General features: G+C 32.6%; 15 protein-coding genes. 5 read left to right on the top strand and 10 right to left on the bottom strand.

The features are described 5' to 3' along the window. Window positions 1-8: 8 nt before the first annotated feature. From AC1Q5Z_RS19135 to AC1Q5Z_RS19115, 5 genes are all read left to right on the top strand, one after another. Window positions 9-1,457, top strand: a complete 1,449-nt coding sequence (locus tag AC1Q5Z_RS19135) for an aspartate ammonia-lyase (RefSeq protein ID WP_198857588.1) — start codon at window positions 9-11, stop codon at window positions 1,455-1,457. Between the two features lie 21 nt (window positions 1,458-1,478). Then, window positions 1,479-2,549: a type II asparaginase gene (locus tag AC1Q5Z_RS19130; protein WP_233074163.1), complete on the top strand. Its 1,071-nt coding sequence runs from the start codon at window positions 1,479-1,481 to the stop codon at window positions 2,547-2,549. Window positions 2,550-2,630: 81 nt separating this feature from the next. Next, complete coding sequence (locus AC1Q5Z_RS19125) at window positions 2,631-3,110, top strand: YybH family protein (protein WP_343587346.1); 480 nt, start codon at window positions 2,631-2,633, stop codon at window positions 3,108-3,110. Window positions 3,111-3,196: 86 nt separating this feature from the next. Continuing rightward, on the top strand, window positions 3,197-3,676 hold the full coding sequence (locus tag AC1Q5Z_RS19120) for a hypothetical protein (protein ID WP_198857586.1): 480 nt from the start codon (window positions 3,197-3,199) through the stop codon (window positions 3,674-3,676). Between the two features lie 76 nt (window positions 3,677-3,752). Continuing rightward, a complete protein-coding gene (locus tag AC1Q5Z_RS19115) occupies window positions 3,753-4,817 on the top strand; it encodes a hypothetical protein (protein WP_343587343.1) in 1,065 nt (354 codons plus the stop codon). A 347-nt stretch (window positions 4,818-5,164) separates the two neighbouring features. Here the strand turns inward: AC1Q5Z_RS19115 and AC1Q5Z_RS19110 are convergent, their stop codons facing one another. The 10 genes from AC1Q5Z_RS19110 to AC1Q5Z_RS19065 form a co-directional block, all read right to left on the bottom strand. Beyond that, complete coding sequence (locus tag AC1Q5Z_RS19110; RefSeq protein ID WP_343587340.1) at window positions 5,165-5,584, bottom strand: arsenate reductase ArsC; 420 nt, start codon at window positions 5,582-5,584, stop codon at window positions 5,165-5,167. Between the two features lie 130 nt (window positions 5,585-5,714). After that, a complete protein-coding gene (locus AC1Q5Z_RS19105) occupies window positions 5,715-6,188 on the bottom strand; it encodes a DUF6428 family protein (protein WP_111362836.1) in 474 nt (157 codons plus the stop codon). 58 nt (window positions 6,189-6,246) lie between these two features. Continuing rightward, window positions 6,247-6,573 (bottom strand): ArsR/SmtB family transcription factor, encoded by a 327-nt coding sequence (locus AC1Q5Z_RS19100; RefSeq protein ID WP_111362835.1) that lies wholly within the window; start codon window positions 6,571-6,573, stop codon window positions 6,247-6,249. 122 nt (window positions 6,574-6,695) lie between these two features. Further along, the gene (locus AC1Q5Z_RS19095; protein WP_492446407.1) at window positions 6,696-7,796 is read right to left on the bottom strand and encodes a DUF1254 domain-containing protein; all 1,101 of its coding nucleotides are present in this window, start codon (window positions 7,794-7,796) and stop codon (window positions 6,696-6,698) included. 58 nt (window positions 7,797-7,854) lie between these two features. Continuing rightward, window positions 7,855-9,255 carry a DUF1254 domain-containing protein gene (locus AC1Q5Z_RS19090; protein WP_492446405.1) on the bottom strand — a complete coding sequence of 467 codons (1,401 nt, stop codon included), beginning with the start codon at window positions 9,253-9,255 and terminating at the stop codon, window positions 7,855-7,857. Window positions 9,256-9,481: 226 nt separating this feature from the next. After that, window positions 9,482-10,579, bottom strand: coding sequence for an exopolyphosphatase (locus tag AC1Q5Z_RS19085; protein ID WP_343587333.1), 1,098 nt, complete (start codon window positions 10,577-10,579; stop codon window positions 9,482-9,484). A 372-nt stretch (window positions 10,580-10,951) separates the two neighbouring features. Further along, window positions 10,952-11,800: a thiopeptide-type bacteriocin biosynthesis protein gene (locus AC1Q5Z_RS19080; RefSeq protein ID WP_492446403.1), complete on the bottom strand. Its 849-nt coding sequence runs from the start codon at window positions 11,798-11,800 to the stop codon at window positions 10,952-10,954. Window positions 11,801-11,802: 2 nt separating this feature from the next. Beyond that, window positions 11,803-14,004 carry a lantibiotic dehydratase family protein gene (locus AC1Q5Z_RS19075; RefSeq protein WP_492446401.1) on the bottom strand — a complete coding sequence of 734 codons (2,202 nt, stop codon included), beginning with the start codon at window positions 14,002-14,004 and terminating at the stop codon, window positions 11,803-11,805. Next, window positions 14,004-15,680, bottom strand: coding sequence for a S8 family serine peptidase (locus AC1Q5Z_RS19070; protein ID WP_492446399.1), 1,677 nt, complete (start codon window positions 15,678-15,680; stop codon window positions 14,004-14,006). Before AC1Q5Z_RS19070 ends, AC1Q5Z_RS19075 begins: the two co-directional genes overlap by 1 nt. Window positions 15,681-15,698: 18 nt before the next feature. After that, the gene (locus AC1Q5Z_RS19065) at window positions 15,699-15,863 is read right to left on the bottom strand and encodes a hypothetical protein (RefSeq protein ID WP_343587323.1); all 165 of its coding nucleotides are present in this window, start codon (window positions 15,861-15,863) and stop codon (window positions 15,699-15,701) included. Between the last annotated feature and the right edge of the window lie 90 nt (window positions 15,864-15,953).

Below are 15,953 nucleotides of genomic sequence, written 5' to 3'. Positions count from 1 at the left end.
AGAAAAATATGTGTAAAACTGTACAATATCTGCTATTGTTCGGATTGTCTGTAATTGCTCTTAATGCTCAGACTCGAACTGAAAAGGATCTTCTGGGAGAAAAACAGATTCCTGCAAACGCGTACTACGGAGTACAAACAGCCCGTGCATTAGAAAATTTTCAGATAAGTAGCTTGACTACGCAATCTTATCCTGACTATGTAAAAGCTTTTGCAATGGTTAAATTAGCTGCAGCACGTGCCAATGCAGATGTAGGCCGACTTAAAAAAGATAGACTTGCTGCTATAGAAAAAGCTTGCCAAGCTGTAATTGATGGCAAATATCATGATCAATTTTTGGTCGATTTGTATCAAGGCGGTGCTGGTACTTCTGCGAATATGAATGTAAACGAAGTTTTAGCCAATATTGCATTGGAATTAAGCGGTCATAAAAAAGGAGAATATCAATACATTGAACCTCATGATGATCTTAATATGGGACAATCAACAAACGATGTGTACCCAACAGCCATAAAAGTGGCATTACTTCTTCATAACGATAAACTGCTTCAAGAGGCAGATCTTTTGGCTAAAGCTTTCCATAAAAAAGGCGATGAATTTAAAGACATTCTAAAAATGGGAAGAACCGAAGGGCAAGATGCTGTACCAATGACTGTAGGTCAGGAATTTCATGCTTTCGGGAATCAGCTTGACGCAGAAATTAGCGCTTTAAAAAAGGCGGAGGTTTATTTATGCGAACAAAATATGGGAGCTACAGCAATCGGGACAGGAATTACTGCTTCTCCAGGTTATGCTGAAAAAGTAGCAGCGCATTTGGCAAAAATTACAGGAAAACCAATTGTAATGAGTAAAGATCTTATTGCTGCTACGACTAGTCAACAAGGGTTTGTAATGTATTCTTCTACACTTAAAAGCATGGCAGTAGCTTTGGCAAAAATAAGCAGCGATTTGATCATTTTGGCTTCTGGTCCTCGTACTGGTTTTTTCGAAATCAATTTGCCTGCACTTCAGCCAGGATCTTCAATTATGCCAGGAAAAGTAAATCCGGTTATGCCAGAACTTATGAACCAATTGTGTTTTAAAGTAATGGGAAATGACTTGACCGTAACGATTGCCGCACAATCTGGTTTATTGCAATTAAATGCTTTTGAACCTGTTCAGGCCATTGCCATGATGGAATCTCAAGGATTGTTTTTTAAAGCAATGCCATTATTTAGAAAAAACTGTATCGATGGCATTACAGTAAACAAAGACGTTTTGGCGCATTATATGGATCGAAGTGTTGGTGTTGTGACGGCTCTAAATCCGATTTTGGGTTACGAAAAAACAACTGAATTGGCCAAAGAAGCATTGGCAACCAATAAAGGTATTTTAGAACTTATACGCGAAAAGAAATTGCTGACAGAAGACCAAATTAAAAAATTGCTTGATCCAGCAACTTTAACAGGCCAAAAATAATTCTCAACCTTAAACGACAAAATGATGAAATTAAATATCAACTTTTACAAAAAAATACTTTTACTGCTGTTATTATCACTCAATATCAGCATGTTCGGACAGGCTAAGCCTAAAGTTCTAATATTAGCAACAGGCGGAACAATTGCCGGTTCTGCTCAAACAGGAGTACAGTCAGGATATACTTCTGGTCAAGTTACCATTGATGCAATGGTAAATGCAATTCCAGATGCTTTGAAAGTAGCCGATATAAAAGGCGAGCAAATTGCGAATGTCGGATCTCAGGACATGTCATTTGAAATTATGCTGAAAGTAGCCAATAGAATTAATGAGTTAGCCGATAGCAATGATGTAGACGGTTTTGTAATTACACACGGAACCGATACAATGGAAGAAACGGCCTTTTTTTTAAATCTAACTACAAAAACAGATAAACCAGTAGTGCTTGTAGGATCCATGCGTCCGTCAACAGCAATTAGTGCAGATGGGCCTTTAAATCTTTATAATGCGATTGCAGTAGCTGGCGATCCTAAAGCAAAAGGACGCGGTGTACTTTTGGTAATGAACGATTGGATTCATTCGGCACAATCTTTAACAAAAGTGAGTACAACGGCCGTTCAGACTTTTATGTCTCCGCTTAGAGGACTTATCGGTATTACTTCTTACGGAACAAACGATTTCTTTAATTATCCTAGTCAAAAATTTGGAAAAAACTCAGAGTTTGATGTAAAAGGCGTTAGCTCTTTTCCTCGTGTAGACATTATTTATGCCGATGCAGATATGAAACCAGATTTAATTGATGCTTCGATAGAACGCGGTGCCAAAGGAATTGTAATTGCTGGAGTAGGAAACGGAAATATGAACAAAGCCTCTCTAGATGCTTGTGCAAGAGCTAGCAAAAAAGGAATTATAGTAGTTCGAAGCACACGTGTAGCGACTGGACTTGTAAGCCGTAATGTAGAATGCAACGATGATGAACTTGGATTAATTGCTTCATATGCTTTAAATCCGCAGAAATCCAGAATCTTATTGTCGGTAGCATTGCTGAAAAAAAGAAGCTTGGCCGAACTTCAAAAGATATTCGAAGAATATTAAAAAGAACTGTGTTTACGAACAAATTTTTGAATCTGTTTGTAAAACGAAATAGTTTTATATCAACTTGAAAATTTAATGTCTATGAAAAATAAAATAATTATAAGAGCGGTTCTCTCTGGGTTTTGTGTTTTATTGGTTTCCTGCAATACAAAAAAGGACGAAAATGTTGTGATTGACTTAAAGCAAGTCAAGAAAGAAATTCAGGCAAAAGAAAATGAATATGCTGCAACATACAATGCTGGTCAATTGAAAGAGATTGGATATTATGCAGATGACGCCATTACTTTTTATCAAAACAGACCGCCAATTATTGGTAAAGATGCTAGATATGAATTTTTAAAATCAGATTTAGAAAATAATACAAATGTAATCTCATTTGAAACCAAAGAAGTTTTTGTTTCTCACGATGGTAACATGGTGGTAGAAGTAGGATATTATAAAGTAACCGACTCGACAAAAACGCCTATAAATACTGGAAATTATATGAGTCTTTTTGAAAAAAGAGATGGCAAATATGTTTGTTTAAGAGATATGAGTGCTTCTGATGGATTGACAGAATAAAATGCATTTTAAAACTTTTCAATTTGATTTAGGAGTAATATGTAACTATCACTTTAGCAAATTATTTAAACTTTAAAATTAAGATTATGAAAAAATTACTATTTATACTTTCGTTGGTTTTCGGATTAAGTGCTTTTGCACAATCTTCTGTAGATGAAATTAATTTGATCCAAGATCTTTATGGAAAATCAAAGGCAGATGTAGTCAAAGAATATTTGGATTTGTCTGACACACAAGCAGCAGCATTTCAGCCTATTTATGATAAATACGAAGCAGAGCGCAAAGCCTTAAGTCAGCAAAAGATTAAAATTCTCGAAGACTATGCAAACAATTATTCGACTTTAAGCGATGCTAAAGCCACAGAGCTAACAGCGGCAAACTTAAAATACAATCAAGATTCAGAAAAATTACTTGCCAAAACGCATTCTAAACTGGCAAAAGCTATTGGCGGAATCAATGCAGCAAAATTTGTACAGCTTGAGTTGTATCTGCAAGTGACTATACGCGCTGAAATTCAGAATGCTATTCCTTTTATTGGCGAACTGGATAAAACCAAAAAACACTAGACGATTTCTGGGTACAGAGTGGAAAGTATAGAAAGATCATTTTCTACACCGCTTACTAATATTTTATACTCTTAATATGATAAAGAAATTTACAAAATATTTGACAGTTGCATTAATCATGTCTGCCCAGCTAATTTTTAGTCAGTCTGATAACGATGGTAAAGAACTAGGACTTCCAGGCGACAATCTAGATTTGTATGCTGTAATGACACTCTTTCAGAAATCAAAAACCATTGAGGAGTTTGAAAAAAATCTGAATTTGGAGAAAACAGGAATCAATAATCTCGATTTGAATCTAGACAAAAAAGTAGACTTCATAAAAGTAATTACCAAGAAAGATGGTAACTCGTTTACATTTGTTCTTCAAGTTGCCGTTAGCAAAACAGAGAATCAGGACGTCGCTGTTATTTTTGTCGATAAAGACAAAAACGGAAAAGTAAAAATGCAGATTGTAGGCGATGAACTGCTGTATGGAAAAGATTATATTATCGAGCCAGTAAGCAAATCCTCGGCAGCAAAAACATCAAACCCTGCTTATACAGGAGACGATCCCGTACAAAGCGCGCCAGCCGTAACAGCCGTTGTGGTAGAAACCGTGCCAATTGTACAATATGTATATTCACCAGCTTATGTGCCGTATTACCCACCTTATTATTACGGATTTTATCCGCCTTATTTCGCTGCTTTTACTGTATTGGCGGTCGGAATTTATCGTCATAACCATTATTACCATCATCATGGCTATCACGGCGGGCATTATCATGGCGGACATAACAATGTATATATTAATAACAGAAACAGTTTTAATAATTACAATAATAATAGATCGAGATCTAATACAGTGCGAGACAATTCGACCAATAATAGATACAATACAAATCGGGGTAATTCGCGTCCTTCGGCAAGCACACGACCATCAGCAGGAAACTCCAATCGTGCAGGGAATACTAATGCATCTGGAAGAACCCGTCAGAGTTCATCGCCAAGTGCAGGGACTTCAAATATTAATAGAGGAAGTTCTTCGAACTCCAATTTTAATAGAGGAGGAGCATCTTCAAGACCAAGCGCTGGACAAATGGGAGGCGGTTCTCGCAGCATGGGAGGCGGTGGCTTCGGTGGCGGAGGCGGAAGAAGAAGATAAACGGCGTTTTTTATAATGTTTCATCAGAAAAAATGCGTAAGTCCTTTTTGGGTTTACGCATTTTTGGTTTTTATATCTAATGAAGTCATGTTTAAAAATACACACAAGATTTTTGGAGCAATTCATTTCGTAGAAATGTTTCATCGGTAGAAACGAAATTTGAATTAGAAATATACGTTCCATAGGAACGTCTCATCGGTAGAAACGAAATTTAAATCACGATTACACGTTCCGTAGGAACGTTTGATTGGTAAAATTTTCGCAAATAAGGTGTACAGGAGACAATGCAAAACGATATTATTTTTTTTTCTACCGACGAGATATTCCTAACTGAATATTAAATAATGTTAATTTAGATTTTCAGTAGCAAAATTTCTGCAATACTCTTTTATCTGTTCTCTAACGGCTCTAAATTGTTCCATGATTTCAGAATCCGTTCCAGTTGCTTTTGCTGGATCTGGAAAATTATAATGAAATTTGATTGCCTTTGTTGGGAAAAACGGACATCGCTCTTTAGCATTATCACAGACCGTAATCACAAAATCAAAATCGATATGAACATATTCATCAATATTATTTGATGTATGATTTGAAATATCTATTCCGTCTTCTTTCATTATCGAAATAGCTTTGGGATTAACGCCATGAGTTTCTACACCAGCGCTATAAACCTCAGCTTTATTTCCAGCAAAAAGCTTCATGTAGCCTTCGGCAATCTGACTTCTACAGCTATTTCCTGTACAAAGTATTAATATTTTCTTTTTCATAATTAAACAAGTAACCAAATGATATTTATAATGCAGAATTTGGGTTCAAAACCAAAAATAAGCTGTAATAAAATAACAGATGAGGTTATTACAATTGGTTTTTTGTATTTAAAGATTTGCGATCTCATTTTTAGCAGCATCCTGAATTTGGAGTACAGCAAGAAGCAGTGTCATTGGTTAGTTGAGTAAGATTGATCTTTTGCTTTTCAGCAGGAATTCCGCAAGCATCTTGTGCCAAACAAGCTGTTGTTTTATTTTTTAGAATAAACGTTTTTCCATTAAACTCTAAATCATATTTGCCAATTGTATTGCTTTGGTATTCCACTTCAATTTCTAAGTCTTCGATGTTTAGTTTATCTTCAGACAGCTGAATGATGTTCAATAGTTTATTAGGTTTTAAACGATGTTCAAAATCGTTAGCATCCCAAAGCTGAAAGTTTACTGCTTTTTCATTTCTGATTACGCCACCGCAATCAATAAAATTTTTGGTAACTACTCCGACTTCTGTTACATGAAAATGTTCTGGCACAAAAGTTCCGTTTTCTAATTGAAATTCAACATTATCTAATGTTGGCAAAATCTGTTTTACTTCTGATAATTTCATTTTGTTTTATTTATTTGTTAATTGCAATATTGCGATATACTTGGTCAAAAAAAATGTTTTAGCAACATTTTGATTTTGAAATAGTTTGTGTGATGTTTAAAAAATAGGAGTTTAAAATGTCAATTGTTTTTTCGTCAATACAATAGCAAATGGCATTTCCAGAAATATTTCCTTTAATGATTCCCGCATTTTTTAATTCTTTTAGATGCTGAGAAACTGTAGGCTGGGCAAGAGGCAGTTCGTTTACAATATCGCCACAAATACATTCATTCACTTTTAGTAAATATTCGATTATAGCAATTCTTGCAGGATGTCCTAATGCTTTAGCAATTGTAGCAATTTGATTTTGTGCGTCTGTAAAATGTTCAGTCTTAGTTGCTCCCATAGTAGATTATATTAATATTGCAATATTACGATATAGTTTTGAGATGATGAAATTTTTAACAGATTAATTAAATAAAAAAGCTCCAGATTTCTCTGAAGCCTTAATTTTATTGACAATACTATTTATTTAACTTCAACCGCTTCAGGGAATTTCCATGAGCCATTAAGTATTTCTTTGTGCGGACGATATAGTCTAACCCAGTAATTCCAACCTGCAGTAACCGGAATACAATTTGGTGTTTTTCCGTCACAACCTCCAAACTGTATAGTAATCGATCCGTCAGCATCTTTTTTTGCTGTAATATTATTTAAGGTATACATATTGAGATCGTTTTTTTCAAAGTAACCTTCTTTATTGTATACACTTATAGACCAAAATCCATCAACAGGAACATTTTTAACTTTAAGTTTATAGACCGTTTTTCCATCATTTTTTTTAGGATAAACAGAAAGATAAAGTGCATCTTTTTCTGGATTTCCGCCCCATCCTGTTGCGCTTCCTAATAAATGGCGTGTTTCATCAATTTTACCTTTTAAGCCAAACATTCCTTTTGTATCAGTTAATTTTTTAGAAACGCCAATTAAAGAATCTCTAACTTTCTTTTGACTCACAAGGTCCCAATTTGGAACCGAAAAAGTTCCTTTATCTTTTTGGCTAATTTTAATTGCATCTTGCAATGCTGTAACTTTCGGTAAATCATTCGGATCGTTAGGATCAATAAAAGTTCTTATTCCTAACATCAAATAACGTGTCCCGATTTTTTCCTTTGTAAAGGTAAAAGTTCCGGGAGCGTAATACGTTTCAGAATATTGATCTTCGTCGATAGTCTGCATAGACATAAAACGTTTTCCAGGATCTGGCAGTGTAACAGTTATTGGTCCAGCATCGAGATCATAAACTCCAGAAGAATACAGTACATCTCGGTTAGCACGAATTACAGCTTGTTTGTCAATTGGCATTAAAGTTCTATAATGATGTATATTACCAATACCACCAGCATCTTTAACCGAAGTCGTAAAGTAAAGATCTGTTTCTGCGCGGTTAAAATTTGCAGCAGTAACTGGAACACTATTTTTTTGTGCGACTGAATCAGAAGTCACAGCAGTTGAATCTTTTAATGCAGAAGAATCTGTTTCTGATTTGCCGTTATTCTGTTTGCAGGAAGAAGTCAGTAACGATATAGCAACTAAAAATAGACCTGATAATAATTTGTAATTTTTCATATTATTTGAAATTAAAATTAGAAAAATGGTTATGATTTTATTTCTGGAGCAATGATTTTCATTTTACAATTTCTGGAAGAGGCATTTTCCAAATGTTATTAATAACTTTTGGCTGCGGACCGTAAATTCTCATCACAAATATGAATTTTTCATCTTTAGGTGTTGGAAGCCAGTTGCTTTCTTTATCTTTTCCAGGAGAAGTGCTTTGCAGATAAATAACTAAATCTCCATTAGATTCATACTTTAAACCTTTGGTTTTATTGCCGATAGAATATCTGTTAATTGGGTTTGGAATCAGAAAACGTTTAGGAAGATTGTACATCGTGATGCTCCAAAAGTATTTGGCTTCAGGCAACTGATCTTTAGTAAATTTTAATACATATTTATTGTTTCCTAAAAGCTGCTGATTGTTTTTATCAACGTTGCTTCCGGTATAAACAGCTTCCTCTTTAGTGTTTCCGTAAATTCCGGCAGCTGCAGCAATTGCACGATTTAGAAAGTTATTTTTAAGTTCTGCACGTGTACCAAAAAGACTTCCGGCATCTTTGACATTATCTATTTTAGAGTTCAGTTCTTCTTTGGCTTCGGCAATTGCTTTTTCAATTGCTTTTATCGTTTCTGGCGAATATTTTGAACTGTCAAAAGGTTGTCCTGGCACAATTCCAATTTTGGCAAAACGCTTTCTCAGTTCTTTTTCGCTGCTGTCTTCGTTTGCATATTGTAATAAAGCATTTAGTGCACTGATAAATTGAAGCGAACCATAATCGCTTTCTTTCCAGACTGGCAAAGGTAAATTGTATTTTTTTACAGGAGGAGCAGGCTGTTTTGTATATTCATGCAACGGAATTAATTTATACTGCGCCTGTATTTTTTTAAGATTTGATACATCGGCTGGATCGTGTAACTGAGTGCGGCCTACAAGATATATTAAATTGGTTTCAGAATGTAAAACCTTATCAATGCCTTTAGGAGTTTCTCCTTTCCAATCTGGTCCTGCAATAAGATATTTACCTGCATTATTGCCAGTTGCTCGCGATCCTACATATTCAAAATTGAAGGTGTAGAGATCTACCAACTGCATTACATAATATCGGTCGTTTTCTATTTTTGGCACTTCAAGAATAACAGGTTCGTCTGAAACATTAATTGGTGCCATTGAGTACGGAGTATCATTATTTATGGTTATGATTAAAGTATCTGCGGGAGTTGCGCTTGCAGCTACGCTTTTGAATTTGTTAAATCCTGAATATTCTTTAGCTTCTTTGTTGATTGCACTGGAGTAAATCGCTTTGTAATTATAAAATATTGGATATCCGTATATCCAGGCTTCTTTTGCAATAGCAGTTATAGAATCAGTAGACGTTGCATTTGCATTTTCTGAATTATCTTTTGATTGTTCTTTTTTGCAGGCTGTTAATGCTAAAAGTACGACGATAAAAAAAGCGGTTAAATTTTTCATAATCAGATAGATTTATTTCACGTAAGATTTTTTCCTGATTTTAAAATTAGAATTTAAAAGAAAAACTCAGCTTTTTTGAATGCTAAAGATGGTTGCAAATTATAAGTTGCAACCATTTTAAAAGGCTAGAAATTAAAAAGATCAACTTGTTTTTAGACTGAAATGAAAAGGAATAAAAAAAGCTCCAGATTTCTCTGAAGCTTTATGATATTTTGAAAAAAAATACTTAGAAATTAGTATTGATCTTTTTTGAACGATCTGCAATGTAAGAGATCAACCAAATCACTTGTCCTTCTTTTACAAAGTAAATTTTCTTTGTTGCATAGTCTGGAATACTTTCAAGACAAGTCACAAGAATGTTGTTTGCCGAAATCAAGTATTTTTGGTCATAAGTGCTTAAAACTCTCGCAGCTTCTTTGTTTGTTTTGGCAAGGTTAGTAAACTTACCGAAATTGTTTTTAAGAATAGCATCATAATCGATAACATCTTGAAGCGTTAAAGCAACATAATGGTCTTTATTAACGGTTTCGTCATAAAAAAGAGTTGAAAACGCCCAAACAGCACCACCAGATAAATATAATTTATCTTTTTTAGCTAAAGGAGGATTTGCATCAAATAATTCTTTTGTCTTTTTACGTAGAATAACATTATAATCAAAAGATTTTTCTTGGTAGGTAGACATATCGTTTACTTGACTTTTGTTTACCACTGTTTTTTCTACGGCATCAGTAAGAGTCATTGTTCCAAAACTAAGTTCTAATGGAACAAATTCTAATTTACCGTCTTTAAGTTCGTCAATGTAACCGCCTTTAGTAGTTTGAGCACCAATATCAAGAAGGAAAGCATTAGCAAAATCAACAGGAGGTATAGCACCTTTAACAAGCGTTTTTGCTTCTTCGTTTACATCTAATACTTCTAATTGTTTACCGGTTAAAAGGGCAATTTTGTTTTTTAGAACGTCTAAGTTACGTGCAGAAGCAAAAACAGGAGCTGCTACAACAAAGATGTTTTCTTCAAGAATTTTGTTTTCAGCTTTAATCTTTTGCAATTGCGTGGTAACCGTAACGCTAGTTTTACTAATATCTTCTGCAGTAAGCTCGCCATTAGCAGTAATATGGTCGGCAAAAGGGATTCTTTCAGTCCAGAAAGAAAGTATTTTATAATCGGCTTTTCTAATGTTATTTACATCAATAACAGAAACTTTTATAGCTCTACGTCCAATTTCGATTCCGGCGTAGACACTTTTTTGAGAAAATAAATTAACAGAAAAAAATAAAGTTAATAGGGCAATAAATAAGATTTGGGAGTTGTGTTTGTTTTGCATTGTACTGATTTGCGGTTATAATATAATTAAAGTATGTTCTAAATAGTTTTAGTCGGCTTAAACGAATATGCTATCAAACCTAGAAATACGAGGAATAAAACCTACGAATTTTAAAGCTGCAAATTTATGAAAAACATCTGCTAAATAGAAAGCCAGTTATTAAGAAAATATTATTTTAATGACCAAAAAGAGGAATTAAGATGCAAAATATTGAAAATTCTAGTCAGAATTCGAAGATTTGTAGTGGAGAATTGGAGATGAGAATGAAAAGGCTTCTCGTCTCTCTAAAATTTAAATAACAAAGTTCCTGATTTTAAATATTGTTAATTTGAATTATTAAATTTGACGGACAAGGTTTTTTAATGGTAATTTTTAAATTTTATAATTAAGAGTTTTGTAATATCTACACAAATGATCGTAAATAATAAGTTCGTACATTCTTTGCTTAGAATTGTATTGCCTATTAATCATCATATGGATATGACTTGCAACAAAATCTGATATTGAAAATTGAATTCTAATTTTGATTTCGGCAATTCTGTCTGATATTTGATTTTGTTTTTCATTGATTATTTCAAAAAACTCAAGATTGTCGTTTTTGACATTTTGATTTAAGAACAATTTTATATCATTGAAAAGTCGTCGATATTCCTTATCTAATTGCTTTTTCGAATCTTTATCAATGCTAAATTCTTCCTTAAACGAATTTTGTAAATTATTCATTAGTGTATATTTTTCAAAATTTGTGAAAGAAAATGAATTTAGAAAAGAATCGATTGCACAAAAGCTAAAGAAAAGTGGGATTTCTTTTTTTTGAAATTCTCTTTTTAGCGAAATATAGCGAAGAATCATCTCGCTGTCTTTCCAAAATAAAAACTCAGAATCTTCTATTGTATTTTCTCCATATCTTTCCAATTCTCTTTTATATGTATCTGTTTGAATTTTCCAAATTAAGTTTTCTTCCATTAATTTTTCAAAAACAGGATAGAAGGCCTTAATTACTTTTGGTAGATGATTGTTGGAGGGTAATAAAAATCTTACACGAAGATGCTCGTCATTGTCTTTATATCGAATAAAGAACCATTTTGAGATAATTTTCTTTTTTAGCAGATTTGATATAATAGGTTCGAGCTGTTCTAATAATATAAAATCAGAAGTTTTGACTCCTGTGTAAATTTTATAATATAACCATTCACTTCCTAGGCAGAAATCTCTTTTCATTGCTATACTTTTTCTCTATAATAAGATATGATAATCTGGTTAGAAAAAGAATCTCTGTTGTTATTTTTCACAATAGATTCTTCTGCAAATAAAAATTCTTCTAGGAAGAAAGTTTCTTTGTTTTTAACAGATTTTAAAAATAAAGAAATACAGATAGGAGATTCAAAATCAAACAAAAGAGTATTGTCAAAATTGGTCCAATTTACAAACCTAGGTATGTTTTTTAGATTCCTCCAATTTGTAAATTCTTCTTCAAGTTTACTAGATTCAAAATTATCCAGAAATTTAATTTCTTCATTTTTAATTTTCCATTTTGCTTTAGAAAGAATAATGTTTTTGTAAATCACCCTTGGAAAAAAGCTATAGTGGTTTTCTAAAACTCCCCAATTGAAACGAAATATAGGTTTTATATTTTGCAGTTCCATATCGCAAAGGAAATGATAAATAGGAAGCGCATTCTTTGAGAAATTATGTGCGTTTGATAAGCAAGGTAAAATTTCTTTATTGAATTTTTTTGAGCGTAAAATTACTCTATCGCCTTTTACAGAGATATATAAATCATCCAAATCGAGATTGTTTTCAAGAGAGACACCAGATTGCGAAAGATAGCTAATTTCGTGTTTTCTTAATGAAGGTCGTTTTAAAATGTTTCCTGTTCGGGATTCGGGAATGTGTACAATTTCTGCTAAGATTTTGTCATTGTAATAAGTGTCCTCTTTTCTGATAATTTCTTTTACCAAATTATAAATATCTTTATTGCCATTACAAAAACGTCCCAATAATTTAGAAGCGCTTATATTTCCAGAAGAAGTTATAGCAATTTCTTTATCGTCAGAAACTTCAATTATTACAGAAAATGTAACGGGTGTATTTTTTAAATTATTGTCAAAATAAGGAAAATCATTTTCTCTAAGTGGGATTATTTTTTCATTTTTTATATAAGAATCATGAAGTTTTTTTTGAAGAATAAAATCAAATTCGGTCCAAATCTCTTTTTTCTCTTTTGAAGTTTTACCTTTAAAAGAAAAGGAGTCTAGTATTTCGTGTGTATCATTCATCTCACGATCTTGTACATATCCAATTCCGATTTCGGTATCCAATACTGTTGTCAAAGGCATTTCAGCATGTTCATATCTTCTAATAAAAGCCTTTTTGAAGTTTTCAAGATTTTCAAGATTTGTTTTGGGCTGTATGCCATTTAAAAAATAAATAGCTTGTAATGTCTTTTTTTGGATATGAATGTCTAGAGAATTATCGGAGGTTGTTGTATTGAGATCTGTTTGAAAGAGATGTTTTTCTTCAAAGTCAGTTCCAAGATTTTCAACAATATGTATAATTTTATTATAAACTTCACTAGAAGGAACAAGCGTTTTGTCTAAATCAGATAAACAGGATTGAAGGTTTTCAAGTGCCTCAGTTTCTAGATTAGTTTTAGAAAACTTTTTTAATATCGACAAGACTCTTTTCCACTCATTATTCACTGTTACAGCGCCATCAAGTTCACTTACAAGAAATTGATAAGAGATCAATAGAAAAATAAAGTTTTCTGCATCTTCTTTTTCCGATTCATCATCTGCGAGAAAATTAATCATTTCGCTAATCGTAATTCCACTTTTTGCTTTAAGCAGAATTTGTTCTAAAAGAAATGATTTACGCAAAGCGGAAATACTATGTTCACGTCTCGTATTGATATATTTGTATTCAATATATCTAAAAAAATCACCTATTTTATAAATTGAAGAGTTTGGATAATATCTAAGCTGTAAAGCTATTTCTTTTCTTTTTGCAATATCTTGAAGGAGTGAAATCCAATATTGCATATCAAGTTGTGTAAAACGTGTGTGTTTTTCAGGAGACTCTAGTATTACAGCAGTCTGAGAATTAAAATTGCCAACAGAACACCCTGCAAATAATCCAAAAGGAGTGCAACGGGTAGACATTCTTGCCAAATACTTTAAGAAAGTTAATTCTAAAGCCGATTTTTTTTCAGTAGATATTGAAGATATATCTGAAGCCCATCGATCTAATTGTTTTTTTAGCTCAGGAGAAGCTAAATTAATTGCTTCTTTTACGAGAGGATTATTATATATTAGAATAGCTTCTTCGGATCTATAATTTTGAATTAAATTAAGATATGCCGATACAGGAAATAAAGGCGTTCTCAATACATATTCTGAAAAACAATTGATTTTATAAGGATACATTATTTCTTTTTACTGACTTTTTCAGCAAGTTTCATCGCATTATAAACATTTAAAACTTTTCCTGATTTTGATAATTGAGAAAATAAAACTTTTTTATCTTTTGTCCCCGGTACATTTACCTCAATATTGTACTGTGATCCTGAATCTATAATAATTTGTTTTACTTCTACAGCGGTAAGTTTTGGATAATAGGACCAAATTAGTGCAGCAGTTCCCGAAACCATTGGTGCGGCTAATGATGTTCCTGAATCAGTACCATAACTATCATTTTTTGTTGTAGTGTAAATTTCTTCGCCAGGAGCAAATAAATCAACATTTTGTTTTCCATAGTTCGAAAAAGCAGAAACAAATGTGTTGTCTAATCTTCTTGAAGTTGATCCAACATTTATAAAATTATTGCATATTTCAGGAGTGCCGTCATAATTATTGTCACTAGGGTAGTATGGTACCGTATCGTTATCAGATTTTTCGTTTCCAGATCCATGAACTACAAGAACATTATGATTTTCAGCATATTTTAAAGCGTCTGAAACCCATTGTTGATGTAAAGAAAATTCTTTACCAAAAGACATATTAATTACTTTGGCGCCATTATCAACAGCATAATAAATAGCCATTGCAATATCTTTGTCATTTTCGTCTCCAGAGTAGGAAATATTAAGTGACATAATTTTTATGTTATCTGAAAAACCTTTTATACCGATATCATTTTTTCTATTTGCACCAATAATACCAATTACTTTGGTGCCATGACCTTGTAAATTTTTAAAACCTTCTTTAGATATGCTAATATTACCGCTCCCATAACCTTTTTCTAAAATATTTGGGTTATCACCTAATAAGGCCCTGTCATTAAAATTCTTGTTTAGATTTTTGTTTAGGATCGAATCTATTCCGGTCTTACTGTCGTTAAGAAGTTCAAGTGTGTTTTCTTTATTTCTGATGTTGACCATCATGTAATAAATTAATGCCCCTAAGTCCTTATCATCAGATTCACGCATTTGTCTATAAGTCTTGTCATTAATCTTATACTTTTTGTACAAACTGTCAAGTTGCGAATATGTGTAGTCTTCTTTAGGAAAGTAGTATTTTAAAGTGTCTTTAACTATTGGAAACATCTTGATACTATGTTCTAATGAACTAAGCCATCTTCCGTAACCAGTATTTTCAGATTCAAATAGTTTTAACGCTCTTTGGTATTCTTTGTAGTTGGTTAAATCTTTTGCTGAGATTTCATTTTCTTTTTTATTCTTAAAAGTTTGATCATACTCTCTGATTAATCTAACATATTCGAAGTTGCCCCAAACAATATAGTCTTCTTTTTTGTTTGATGTAAAATTCCAGCCATGAATATCATCAATGTATCCATTATTATCATCATCGATATTATTATTTGGAATTTCTTTAGAGTTTACCCAAAATTGGTTTTTGAGGTCCTCATGGTTCGAATCAACTTGGGTATCTAAAACCGCTACGATAATAGCGGTTTTAGATTTTTTTTTATTTTGCTTATACCATTTGTCAATTGAAATTCCTGGAATACTATCTTCTTTGTAATCTTTTCGATACCAAGTTTGTATTTGAGAATCTGATAAGTTTTTAAAAGCATGCTGTTTTTCTTGAGACCTGCCTATTATCAATGTAAAAAATAGTAATAGTGTATATTGAAATTTCATAAAATGGTTTTATAGCAATTAAGCTTTCCTATCTCCTCCGTCAATTGTGTCGGTTACAGTTTTAGGATCATCATCAACTGGAGTTCCTCCTCCTTTAATAGCGCGCATATTTTTTAGTTTTGCTACACTAAATTTCTCTAGATCAAATTTATTGATTTCCTTTTTTGAATTTTTAGTTTTCATAAATAGTTATTTTTTACAAATATATATATCAGGTATATTTGAAATTAAGTAATTTCTTATGCTATTTGTAGAAATTCATGAATTTCGATA

Source organism: Flavobacterium sp. GW823-FHT06G12, assembly GCF_058794775.1.
Note: the sequence above shows the minus strand (reverse complement) of the source record. Positions and strands in the feature narration are given on the sequence as shown.